At 67.8% G+C, this 12,151-nt stretch carries 10 protein-coding genes; 2 read left to right on the forward strand and 8 right to left on the reverse strand.

Annotated features, from left to right (window positions below; translation table 11 throughout):
* Positions 1–5 precede the first annotated feature (5 nt).
* The 3 genes from tssK to C5O79_RS18135 all read right to left on the reverse strand — a co-directional run bounded on the left by tssK (position 6) and on the right by C5O79_RS18135 (position 2,492).
* Positions 6–1,409, reverse strand: a complete 1,404-nt coding sequence (gene tssK, locus C5O79_RS18125; RefSeq protein ID WP_122475834.1) for a type VI secretion system baseplate subunit TssK — start codon at positions 1,407–1,409, stop codon at positions 6–8.
* Positions 1,406–1,921, reverse strand: coding sequence for a type VI secretion system lipoprotein TssJ (tssJ, locus tag C5O79_RS18130; protein WP_046547835.1), 516 nt, complete (start codon positions 1,919–1,921; stop codon positions 1,406–1,408). The genes tssK and tssJ overlap by 4 nt, the downstream gene beginning before the upstream one ends.
* A 136-nt stretch (positions 1,922–2,057) precedes the next feature.
* Positions 2,058–2,492, reverse strand: coding sequence for a hypothetical protein (locus C5O79_RS18135; RefSeq protein WP_131931543.1), 435 nt, complete (start codon positions 2,490–2,492; stop codon positions 2,058–2,060).
* 58 nt (positions 2,493–2,550) lie between these two features.
* Between C5O79_RS18135 and C5O79_RS18140 the strand changes: the two genes are divergently transcribed.
* Together C5O79_RS18140 and tagH are read left to right on the forward strand one after the other, a co-directional pair.
* Positions 2,551–2,937, forward strand: a complete 387-nt coding sequence (locus C5O79_RS18140) for a TssQ family T6SS-associated lipoprotein (RefSeq protein ID WP_047849978.1) — start codon at positions 2,551–2,553, stop codon at positions 2,935–2,937.
* Positions 2,938–2,981: 44 nt separating this feature from the next.
* Positions 2,982–4,439 carry a type VI secretion system-associated FHA domain protein TagH gene (gene tagH, locus C5O79_RS18145; protein WP_122475832.1) on the forward strand — a complete coding sequence of 486 codons (1,458 nt, stop codon included), beginning with the start codon at positions 2,982–2,984 and terminating at the stop codon, positions 4,437–4,439.
* A 54-nt stretch (positions 4,440–4,493) separates the two neighbouring features.
* On the opposite strand, the gene C5O79_RS18150 is transcribed toward tagH, so the two are convergent.
* From C5O79_RS18150 to C5O79_RS18170, 5 genes are all read right to left on the reverse strand, one after another.
* Positions 4,494–5,972 carry a diguanylate cyclase gene (locus tag C5O79_RS18150; RefSeq protein WP_122475829.1) on the reverse strand — a complete coding sequence of 493 codons (1,479 nt, stop codon included), beginning with the start codon at positions 5,970–5,972 and terminating at the stop codon, positions 4,494–4,496.
* Between the two features lie 382 nt (positions 5,973–6,354).
* On the reverse strand, positions 6,355–7,800 hold the full coding sequence (locus tag C5O79_RS18155; RefSeq protein WP_046547831.1) for an NAD-dependent succinate-semialdehyde dehydrogenase: 1,446 nt from the start codon (positions 7,798–7,800) through the stop codon (positions 6,355–6,357).
* A 152-nt stretch (positions 7,801–7,952) separates the two neighbouring features.
* On the reverse strand, positions 7,953–9,251 hold the full coding sequence (locus C5O79_RS18160; RefSeq protein ID WP_122475827.1) for a cytochrome c: 1,299 nt from the start codon (positions 9,249–9,251) through the stop codon (positions 7,953–7,955).
* A gap of 15 nt (positions 9,252–9,266) precedes the next feature.
* Positions 9,267–11,489, reverse strand: a complete 2,223-nt coding sequence (locus tag C5O79_RS18165; RefSeq protein WP_122475825.1) for a xanthine dehydrogenase family protein molybdopterin-binding subunit — start codon at positions 11,487–11,489, stop codon at positions 9,267–9,269.
* A gap of 1 nt (position 11,490) precedes the next feature.
* Positions 11,491–11,946 (reverse strand): (2Fe-2S)-binding protein, encoded by a 456-nt coding sequence (locus C5O79_RS18170; protein WP_043183740.1) that lies wholly within the window; start codon positions 11,944–11,946, stop codon positions 11,491–11,493.
* Positions 11,947–12,151: the final 205 nt, after the last annotated feature.

Below are 12,151 nucleotides of genomic sequence, written 5' to 3' on the forward strand. Positions count from 1 at the left end.
CGCCCTTACCCGCGTATTGCCCAGAATTCCATCGAGAGCCCAGGGAATTCGCCGGCGAAATGAAAAGCGAGACCGCCGGAGCGCGCCAGCTGCTTCCACAGGTCGCTGCCCTTGTCGATCTCGAAGTACGTATGCCCCGCGTGATACGGGATCTGCCGCGGCGCGACCGGCAACTGGCGCATCGTGATGCCCGGCAGCTGAAGCTGCACGAGATCGCGGATCCGTTCGACCGGCCCGAGCTTCGCCTGCGCGGGAAACCGCGCGCGCAGGCTGTCGGCCGGCACGTCCGCGCGCACCGCGAGCACGAAGCCGGCCGTGTCGCGCAGCGCCGGATCGGCCAGCGTCGCGACGCGGATGCCGTTGCCCGCATCGCGCAGCTCGATCTGGATCGCGTTTTGCTCGAGCACCGTCGACAGCGACCGGCGCAGCTCGGTCATCAGCTCCGCGAAGCTCGTGCGCAGGTCGTCGTGCACGTAGACCGCGAGCGACTGCGGGCGCCGGCCGGCGGCCGTGAACGTGCTCAGGTCGCACGCGAGCTTCAGCCAGTCGCAGAACAGCGCCTCCGGGTGCGTCGACACGTGCTGTTGCGCATGCCAGGTCAGCGCGAGATAGCGGTTCACGAGCTGCAGCAGCAGGAAATCCGCGACTTCCGACACGCCGCCGCGCCCGGGCTCGGACAACCGCGCCGCGAGCGCTTCGCTGCGTTGCGTGAGCAGCCCGTGCAGCTCGCGTGCATACGCCAGCAGCACGGCGTCGTGCTGCGCGACGAGGCGCGGCGGAATGTAGCCGTCGTCGACGAGCAGCCGCGCATCGGTGCGCCGCTCGACGACACGTGCGACGCCGAGCGCGTGCCAGTCGCCGGTCAGCTCGGCTTCGAGCATCAGCCGCACGTTCAGGCGGCCTGTCTGCAGCAGCGCGGGGCCGAGCGCGACCGCGTTTGCGTCGGCCACCTCGTATTCGCGGACGACGTAGCGCGCGACGTCCGCACTACCGTTCGAGCCGTTCGCGGCATGGCCGCTGCCTGCACCCGCGCCGAACGACACCTCCTCGCCGCCGCCGCGCCATAGCGGCAGCGCGAGCACGACGAGCTGGTCCTTCGCATCGGCCGGCACGTCGAGCGGCTCGGGGAGATCGTCCGGATGGGACAGGTCGAACGGCGTACCGTCGCGCATCACGCCCGACGCGGAGCGCAGCGCGACCTTGCCGAGCGCCAGTTGCTCGCGATCGAGCGCCAGCGTGTCGAAGCCCCAGTAGAAGCCTTGGAGCGGCAGGCAGCGCAGCGCGACGTAGCGTTCCCAGTGCCGTTCGAGCTGCTGGAAATGCTGCGGCCGCAGGAACATCCCCTCGGTCCACACCACCCGCTGGCGGAGCGCCTCGACCGGCGTCGCGGACATCGTCGGTTCGGTCATGGGCGCCCCTTCGCATCGTTCAGCGCGATGCCGCCATTGCGCACGGCGATCGACAGCTTCAGCTCGCCCGGCGACGTCTGCCAGAACTTGTAGAGATTGAGCTGCTTCGCGCGCGGCAGCGGTACCGTCAGCCGCCAGCGGTTCTTGTCGAGCATCCGGTATTCGGCGACCACGCCGATCGCACCGGCCTCGACGTTGCCGCGATAGTGCAACGTGCGCGACTCGCCCGGCCGCAGGATCACGCGATCGGTGCCGAGCAGGTCCGCGCCGAGCACGTTCTCCGGCTTGTCCTGCAGCGAGAAGAAATCCGCGCTGTCGAACGACGACGCGGCGCGGAGCTGGAACACCTTCAGCACGATCGGCGCAGGCTTGCGGTTCATGTCGGGGTTGACGTCGGGTGCAACGTCAACCGTGATCGCATACGGCACCGCCGCGGCGTGCTCCGTCGCACCGCATCCCGGCAACAGCATCACGCATCCCCATACGATGAAACTGCTCGACCGCCATTGCATATTCCACCCTCGCCACCCAATAGCCGCGCGCCGGTTTTCGACTTCGAAACCGGATGATCTGATTGAAAAAGGGACAATTAAGTGATCGGTAATTGTGTGATCTGCATATCCATTCATTGCAATCCGTGTCGGCAAATTATTCTTGTAAAAAGCCGGGTCGTATCATTAATGGTTTTTGAAATTCGCTTTTGCGAGATGATGGGAATTCAATTGAGATTGGTAAATAAACGGCAAAAGTTAATCCGGCCGGTGCGCGTGGGCTGCCCGGTTCCATGGCGTGGATACCTGTCGGATGGGCGCGGGGCGCAAGCCAGCCGGCCGCCGGGCAACGGATGCGCGCGACGCTGGTGGTGTGCCAGGCTGTTCGTTTCGCACGAACGGATGGCCCCGTTTTTCGTGCATTGACGTGCGCCGGCCAAACAACTGACGAATCCGAAAAACACAGCGAACTATAGGCCGTTTTTCCGGTTTCACAAGGACTGAAATTCGTAGTCGATTCTGCATTCAGGTGAAAACGGATTTGCCAAATGAAACAAAACGTAACAGCTGGTTTGGCACCGATGATTGGCACTAGAATCCAACAGCGCTTGTGTGCCACCTTCCAATTACGCCAATTTTTAATTTCAATAATGAAAGGTCGTTCATCGCTCGTTCTCTTCCTCGGCGCATTGTTGCTGGGGGCCGGCGGGTGCAGTACGTCCCCGACACAGTCGGCTGCACGCGCGACGGTCGACAGCGCGCGCGCCGCGTACGACAGCGGCGACTACGGGCGCACGATCGCACTGCTGAGCCATGCGAAGGAGATCGACGGCGCCGACGCCGACACGCAGGTGGCCGCGCACAAGCTCCTCGCGTTCAGCTATTGCGTGACGAACCGCATTACGCCGTGCCGCGCCGAGTTCTCGAAAATTCTCGACCTCAACCCGCGCTTCGACTTGTCCCCTGCCGAGAAGGGGCATCCGATCTGGGGGCCCGCGTTCGAATTCGCGCGCCGCAGGCATGCGTCGTCATCCTGACCGAACCGGCTTCCACGCGAGCGCTTCACCGAGCGACGTATGACATGCAACTGATCGTGATCGAACATGCCGGCGAGCCCGTCGAAAACGCCTCCTGCGACGCCGTCGTGTTTCATCCGCCCGGCGGCACCATCGGCCGGGCCAGCGACAACCATCTCGTGTTGCGCGACGACACGCGGCAGATATCGCGCCTGCAGGCGCTGTTGCAGGTCGGCGACGACGCGTGCCTGCTGAAGAACCTGAGCAGCGTATCGACGATCGAGGTGAACCGCGAGCCGGTCGGCTATGCGCAGGAGCGCCCGCTGAACACCGGCGACATCATCCGCATCGGGCCGTACGTGCTGCGCGCCGAACGCGACGACGGCGGCCATGGCGACGATGCACCGGTCATCGACATGGCGACCGACACCGGCATGCACGCCGATCCGCAGCCGCAGGCGCGAACGCCAGCGGCGACCTCGCCAGCATCGTCTTCGCGGATCGATACGAAAGGCGCCGGCAACCGGCTATGGGGGCTTCTCCAGGATCGTCTCGCCCCGCGGGGCACGGCGACGGACACCGGTACGCGACCCGGTGGCCCTGCACGGGCCGCTGCTGCGCAGCCGGCGAACCGCGCGGCGCAGGCCGTACCGCCCGCCCCTTCACAGCGCGACCTGAACCAGTTGTCGACCGATCCGCTCGACTTGTTCGCGCAATCGTCGGGCGATATCGGCCCATCAGGCACAACGGGCACAACACCGCATGCCGATCGCGGCAACACGGAACGTGAAGCGTCGTCCGCGACGCAGGCCGACCATGCGCCCGAGTGGACGCAACACGTGCGTGTGCAGCCGGCCGCTACGCGCGCCGCCGATACGCAGCCGCCCGACGAACCGGCGCCGCATGCCGCGCGCGCGCCGACGCCCGATGAACTGCTGAGCGCGTTCTTCGAAGGTGCGGGGCTCGATACGGCCGCCGAGTCGCATCAGTGGTCGGCCGAGCAGTTGTACATCGCGGGCCAGCTGCTGGCGCTGTTCGCGAACGGCACGGTCGAGCTGCTGTCGTCGCGCAGCATCCTGAAGCGCGAGGTGAAGGCGCACATGACGATGCTGCTCGATCGCGAGAACAATCCGCTGAAGCTGCTGCCGGACGGCGGCGCCGTGCTGCGGCAGATGTTCGGGCTGCCGCTGCCGGGCTTCATGTCGCCGCAGAGCGCGGTCAGCGACGCATTCCAGGATCTGCATGCGCACCAGATCGGCATGGTCGCCGGCATGCGCGCCGCGTTGATGGACCTGTTGACGCGCTTTTCACCGCAACGCCTGCGCGAGCGCGACGACGCGATGCGCTGGTACGAGAAGCGCGTGCCCGTGCTGTACAAGGCGAGGATGTGGGATCGCTACGCGGCGACCCATCGCGACACGGTGTTCGCGATCGAGGACGATTTCGCGTCGGTGTTCGGCAAGGCGTTCCTGGCGGCGTACGACGCGGAAGTGGAAAGCTATCGCGGCAGCGGCCGGCATTGAGCGTCGAACGGGGCGCCTGCCGTCGGTGGCGGGCGGTGCGTGCCGGCGGTGGTGTCAGTTGCCCGTTTCATGCGAGGCGACCTTGTTTCGCCCCATTTCCTTCGCGTGGTACAACGCCTCGTCGGCCGCCTTGATCACCGACTCGACCTCCCCTTCCTGCCCGGGGGCCCAGCTTGCCACGCCGATGCTCGCGGTGACGCGCCCGAATTCGCTTTCCGCATGTTCGATCGCGAGCCCGTCGATCGCCGCGCGAATCCGCTCGGCGATCTCGGTCGCGCCCGTGGCCGGCGTATCGGGCAGGATCACGACGAATTCCTCGCCGCCATAGCGGGCGGCGGTGTCCGCCGGGCGCCGGATGTTGTCGCCGATGCATCGCGCCACCGCCGCCAGCGCGTCGTCGCCGGCCTGGTGACCATACGTGTCGTTGAAGGCCTTGAAGCGGTCGACGTCGACGAACAGCAGCGAGAACACCGAACGGGCACGGCGTGCGCGGCGCCATTCGAGGTCCAGCACTTCCCCGAACGAGCGGCGATTGTTGAGCCCGGTGAGGCCGTCGGTGCGCGCGAGCATCACCAGCTCGGATTCGGCCCGCATCCGGCGCCGCAGCTGGGTGCCCAGCAAAAAGGACAGCACGATGAACGCCGCGCCGAAGGTCGCCACCAGCGCGCCGATCGTGATCGCCCGGCGCCGCCACGATGCATAGATGTCCTGCTCCGCCTCGGCGACCATGATGATCAGCGGCAGGTGCGGCAGCGTCTTGAAGTAGTACAGGCGGCGCACGTTGTCGATCGTCGCGGTCTCGACGAACGAGCCCTCCGGCGCCGTCATGAAGTGGCGAAACGTCGCCGCCTTGCTGATGTCGCGGCCGATGGTGCGCACGTCGTACGGCTGGCGCATGAACATGATGCCGTCCCGGCCGATCAGCGAGATCGCGCCGTGAGAACCGAGCGCGAGGCCGGCGAACAGCGTGTGGAAATACTCGAGATTGACCGCGATCATCACGATGCCGCCGAACGAGCCATCCGGATTCGACACGCGGCGCGTCAGCGCCACGCTGAGCGAGCCGCCCCGCAGGCGGGACGCATAGGGGTCGCTGATGTAGAGCCCGGCGTCCGGATTGTCCCGGTGAACCGTAAAGTATTTGCGGTCGCCGAAGTTGCCCTGGCGCGGCACGTCATTCGCCGAATCGAGGATGATGTTGCCGGCCGAATCCAGCACGAGCATCGAGCCGAGAAATTGTGCGGTCATCGCATGATCGAACAGGACGCTGCGCCGCAGGGCCGGCGTGGCCGCCATGACGTCCGGCCGCTGGAGGCCCTGGATCACGGCTTCCAGGGACAGGCCGTACAGCTCGATATTGCGTTCGATGTCGCGCTCCGCGACGAGCGCCAGATTTCGCGACGTCTCGCGTGCGCGGTCGAGCGCGTCGTGACGGCTCTGAAACAGCTGCAACACGCAGAGGCCCATCAGCGCGCACGCGATCAAGGTCCCCGCCAGCACAACGTAGTACGGCGCTGCCGAGCGCGAGTGCATCCGTTTCCTCTCAGGTTGGGCCGATGCTGACGCACCGGTTGTTATGGTTTCTTGTGAATAAGCTATACCAAAAAGTGTGACGTCCGGGTACGAGGTGCAGTCCGTACTTGCCAGCGGGCTGGTCACGTGAGCTGAACGGTATCGGGCGGAAGGTGCCGGCGTGAATTCACCGGGGGATGCGGCGCGAGTCGTTGCCGGTGACGGAATCGAAACAATCCGCCTGCAGTGACACGCATATTGAAATACCGAGGGGGTTGCCGTTCGAATGCACGGCTGGAGCGAGAAGCTGGCTTGAGAGGCGAGAGACCGGGCGCACCACCCGGCCCACGCCGATCGCGTGCGCGACGCCAACCGCGCCGCGCACGCGATCGAACGACGACCGTCAGACGGCCATCACCGTCACCGACTTCGTGACGAGGTACGGCTCGAGCGCTTCCGGCCCGCCTTCCGAACCGTAGCCCGAATCCTTCACGCCGCCGAACGGCATTTCCGGCCACGGCGTCGCCGGCTGGTTGATCCACAGCATCCCGACTTCGAGGCGCTGCGTGAGCAGGTGCACGTTCGCGAACGAACGCGTGAACGCGTAGCCGGCAAGACCGAACGGCAAACGGTTCGCTTCCGCGATCGCCTCTTCGAGCTTGTCGAAACCGCGGATCGCCGCGACCGGGCCGAACGGCTCGTTGTTGAACACGTCTGCTTCGAGCGGCACGTTCGCGATCACGGTCGGCGCGAAGAAGTTGCCTTCCGAGCCGATCCGCTCGCCGCCGGTTTCGATGCTCGCACCGACCTTGCGCGCGTTGTCGATGACCGACGCCATCGCGGTCAGCCGGCGCGGGTTCGCGAGCGCGCCGAGCGTCGTGCCTTCCTCGAGGCCGTTGCCGACCTTCAGCCCTTCGGCATGCTTGACGAGCGCGCGCGTGAATTCGTCGCGGATGCTGTTGTGCACGAGGAAGCGCGTCGGCGAGATGCAGACCTGCCCCGCGTTGCGGAACTTCGCGCCACCGGCCGCCTTCACCGCGAGCGCGACGTCGGCGTCTTCGGCCACGATCACCGGTGCGTGCCCGCCCAGCTCCATCGTCGCGCGCTTCATGTGCAGGCCCGCCAGCGAGGCGAGCTGCTTGCCGACCGGCGTCGAACCCGTGAACGTGACCTTGCGGATCACCGGGTGCGGGATCAGGTACGACGAGATTTCGGCCGGATCGCCGTACACGAGGCCGATCACGCCGGCCGGCACGCCTGCGTCGACGAAGGCGCGCAGCAGCGCGGCCGGCGACGCGGGGGTTTCTTCCGGCGCTTTCACGAGGAACGAGCAGCCGGTTGCCAGCGCGGCGCTCAGCTTGCGCACGACCTGGTTGACCGGGAAATTCCACGGCGTGAACGCGGCGACCGGGCCGACCGGCTCCTTCACGACCGTCTGCTGCGCGCCGAGGTTGCGCGGCGGCACGATCCGGCCGTACACGCGGCGGCCTTCGTCCGCGAACCATTCGATGATGTCCGCCGCCGACAGCACTTCGACGCGCGCTTCGGTGAGCGGCTTGCCCTGCTCCTGCGTCATCAGCTGCGCGATCGCGTCGGCCCGTTCGCGCACCAGCGCGGCGGCCTTGCGCATCGTCGCCGCGCGCTCGTGCGCGGGCACCTTGCGCCATGCCTCGAAGCCGCGTTGCGCGGCGGCGAGCGCACGGTCGAGATCGGCGATGCCCGCATGGGCCACCTTGCCGATCGGCTTGCCGGTCGCCGGGTTCACGACGTCGATCGTCTTGCCGCTCGCGGCGTCGACCCACTCGCCGTCGATCAGCAGTTGCGTATCCGTATAAGTCACGTTAGCCATCCAGACACCCCTACATTGCGTCGATAAACGCGCGCTGCCGCGAACGGCCGCGCGCCGGTTGACAGAAAAAGCCAGGCCGCCGGGGCAGGCACGCACCCAGCGGCGGTGACGGCAGGCACGCCGGCCTGCCCTCGTTCCGCATGGAGCCGCGCTCAGCGCGCGGCCGCCGTCGCCTTGCGGAGTTTCGCGACGTCCGCCGCCTGCACGGCTGGCGCGCCGTTGTTCCAGCCGGCGCGCATGAACGTCAGCACATCGGCGATCTGCCGGTCGTTCAGCTGGTTCGAGAACGCCGGCATCGGATACGCGGACGGCACGCCATCGATCACGAGCGTCTCGCTGCCGTTCAGCGTCACGTTGATCAGCGACGCGGCATCGGCTTCGAGCACGTTCGGATTGCCGGCGAGCGGCGCGAGCAGCGGCGCGTAACCGCGCCCGTCCGCGCCGTGGCAATGCAGGCAGTAAGCGTTATACACCTTCGCGCCCGGATCGGCCGCCGGCCGGCCCAGCACGGCCTGCGTCGCCTTCGGATCATAGCTGTACGGCGGCGCGCCCGTGCCGCCCGCCGCCGGCAGCGATTTCAGGTAACGCGAAATCGCCGTCAGGTCGTCGTCGGAGAGCGACTGCGTGCTGTGGTTGATCACGCTGACCATCGAGCCGAACGCGGTCGCATGGCGGTTCGCGCCGGTCTTCAGGAACTGCGCGACCTCGGCATCGTTCCAGCGGCCGAGCCCCGTGTTGGGCTCGCCGGTCAGGTTCGACGCGAACCAGTTGTCGATCGCCGCGCCCGACAGGAACGCCGCGCCGCCTTCGTCGAGCGCCTTCTCCTGAAAACCGACGCCCCGGGGCGTGTGGCACGACCCGCAGTGCCCGAGCCCCTGCACGAGATACGCGCCGCGGTTCCACACCGCGTCCTTGGCCGGCTTGTCGGCATAAGGCGTCGTGTCGAGGAACACCTTGTTCCACAACGCGAGCGGCCAGCGCATGTTGAGCGGCCACGGGATGTCCGACGGCCGGTTCGCCTGCTTCACCGGTTCGACACCGTGCATGAAATACGCGTACAGCGCCTTCACGTCGTCGTCCTTCAGCTTCGCGTACGACGGATACGGCATCGCCGGATACAGGTTGTGACCGTCCTTCGCGACGCCCTTGCGCAACGCGCTTTCGAAGTCGGCTTCGGTATAGCCGCCGATGCCCGTCTCCGGATCGGGCGTGATGTTGGTCGTGTAGATCGCACCCATCGGCGTGACCATCTTCAGGCCGCCGGCGAACGGCGTGCCGCGCGGCGCTGTGTGGCACGCGACGCAGTCGCCCGCTTTCGCGAGATACGCGCCGCGCGCGACGAGCGCGCTGTCGGCCGGCGCCGCCTGCGCGGCATGCGCGGCCGTGCCGGCCAGCAGTGCAGACACGGCGAGCAACGACGTGCCGAGCATCTTCAAGGTGAGGTTTTGCATGGTCGTCTCCTCCCCTCAAGCCGTCTTCAGCTGGTCGCCGACCGGCAGCTTGCGCAGCCGCTTGCCGGTTGCCGCGAAGATCGCGTTCGCCACCGCCGCGGCGGTGGCGGCCGTACCCGGCTCGCCGATCCCGCCCGGCGCCTCGCCGCTTTTCACGAGATGGACCTCGATCGGCGGCGTCTCGTTGATCCGCAGCATCCGGTAGTCGGTGAAGTTGCTCTGCACGACGCGGCCCTCCTCGATCGTGATCTCGCCATACAGCGCGCCGGTGATCCCGAAGATGATGCCACCCTGCACCTGCGCCTCGATCGTGTTCGGGTTGACGACCATGCCGCAATCGACCGCGCACACGACACGCTTCACCAGCACTTCGCCGTTATCCACCGCGACATCGACGACGATCGAGAAGAAGCTGCCGAACGCGTGCATCACCGAGACGCCGCGCCCTTGCCCCGTCGGCAGCGCCGGGCCGCCCCAGCCGGCCGCCTTCGTCGCGACGTCGAGCACGTTGAGCGCGCGCGGCGTCTTGCCGAGCAGCGCGCGGCGGTATTGCACCGGGTCGGTCTTGGTCTGCGCGGCCAGTTCGTCGATGAAGCTCTCGACCACGAACGTGCCGCGCGTCGGGCCGACGCCGCGCCAGAACGCGGTCGGCACGTGGCGCGGCTCCTGGCGCACGTAGTCGACCAGCTGGTTCGGCAGGTCGTACGGCAGCTCGGCCGCGACTTCGACCGCATCCGGATCGACGCCGTGCTGGAACGCCGGCGGCGCGAAGCGCGCCATGATCGACGAGCCGACGATCCGGTGCTGCCACGCGACCGGCTTGCCGTTCGCGTCGAGGCCCGCCGAAATCCTGTCGTGGTAGCACGGCCGGTACATGTCGTGCTGCACGTCTTCCTCGCGCGTCCAGACCACCTTCACCGGCGCGTTGACCTGTTTGCCGACCTTCACGGCCTGGCCGATCATGTCGGTTTCGAGTCGCCGCCCGAACCCGCCGCCGAGCAGGTGGTTGTGCACGACGATCCGGTCGGGCGCGAGGCCAGTGAGCTGCTGCACGGTATCGCGCGCCCGCGTCGGCACCTGCGTGCCGACCCAGATCTCGCAGCCGTCGCCGCGCACGTGCACCGTGCAGTTCACCGGTTCCATCGTCGCGTGGGCGAGCAACGGCTGTTCGTAGACGGCGTCGACGCGCGTCTTCGCATTCGCGAATGCCTTGTCGACGTCGCCGTCCTTGCGTGCGACCGCGCCCTTGCCGTTCGCCGCCGCCTGCGCGAGATCCGCGAACAGATCCTTCGTCGAGACTTTCGCGCCCGCGCCCTCGTTCCACTTCACGACCAGCGCCGAGGCGCCGCGCTTCGCGGCCCACGTGTGATCGCCGACCACCGCCACCGCGTTGTCGACGCGCACGACCTGGCGCACGCCGGGGATCTTCTTCGCGGCCGTGTCGTCGACACTCGCGACCGTGCCGCCGAACACCGGGCTGTTCACGATCACCGCGTACAGCATGCCGGGCAGGCGCACGTCGAGCCCGAACTGCGCTGTGCCGTCGACCTTCTCCGGAGAATCGAGCCGCTTTGCGGGCGTGCCGATCAGCTTGAAATCCGCCGGCTGCTTCAGCGCGACGTCCTTCGGCACGGGGAGCTTCGCCGCCGCATCGGCGAGCTGGCCGTACGACGCGCGCCGGCCGCTCGGCGGATGCTGCACTTCGCCGTTCGCAGCGCGGCAGGCTGCCGGATCGACGTTCCATTGCTTCGCGGCGGCCGTGACCAGCAGCGTGCGCGCGGTCGCGCCCGCGCGGCGCAGCGGTTCCCATGCGTAGCGCACCGACGTCGAGCCGCCGGTGAGCTGGCCGCCGAGCAGCGGATCGAGGAACAGTTTCTCGTTCGGCGGCGCATGGTCGAGCGTCACGCTCGACAGCGGCACTTCGAGTTCTTCCGCGATCAGCATCGGCAGCGCCGTATAGACGCCTTGCCCCATCTCGACCTTCGGCATCACCAGCGTGACCCTGCCGGCGCGGTCGATCTGCACGAACGCGTTCGGTGCGAACACGCCGGGTTGAGCCGGTTCGGCGGCGTCGCCGCCGATCACCGAGCGGCGCGCATCGTCACCTGAGGCCGGCATGCTGAAGCCGAGCAGCAATCCGCCGCCGGCCGCCGCGCCCAGCGACATGCCGAGCCTGAGGAACGAACGGCGCGACACGCCCGCGCCGGCCCGACCGGCTTCGATCAGTCCTCTTGACATCTCAGGCCTCCTTGGCGGCTTGCTTCACGGCCGCACGAATCCGGTTGTACGTGCCGCAGCGGCAGATGTTGCCGGCCATCGCCGCGTCGATGTCGGCGTCGCTCGGGTTCGGGTTCGATGCGATCAGCGCGGTGGCAGCCATCACCTGCCCCGACTGGCAATAACCGCACTGGACGACGTCGAGCTCGCGCCAAGCCTGCTGGACCTTGTGGCCGGCCGGCGTCGCGCCGACGGCTTCGATCGTCGTGATCTTGCGGCCGGCGACAGCCGCGACCGGCAGCACGCACGAGCGCGCGGCGACGCCGTCGAGATGCACCGTGCACGCGCCGCACTGCGCGATCCCGCAGCCGAACTTCGTGCCGGTGAGACCGACGACGTCGCGCAGCACCCAGAGCAAGGGCATGTCGTCGGGGGCGTCGACCGAGCGGGTTTCGCCGTTGATGTTGAGGGTGATCATTCAGCCTCCGGGGCCGGTGTATTGGGGAAGCGGCGCGAACGATGCGCCGCGTGGTGTCGTCATCGCCGCCGCGTGCCGTGCGGCGGGTGTCGTGGGGCCCGCGGGGGGGCGGGCGGGGGCGGGGGGGGGGGGGGGTTTTGGGGGGGGGGCGGGACACCCCCCCCCGAGGTGGACGGCCGGGGGGGGGGAGCCAAGGCCCCCCGCC

Origin of the sequence: Burkholderia sp. SRS-25 (assembly GCF_004343765.1) — a bacterium.
In the GTDB taxonomy this organism is placed as follows: Bacteria; Pseudomonadota; Gammaproteobacteria; order Burkholderiales; family Burkholderiaceae; genus Burkholderia; species Burkholderia contaminans.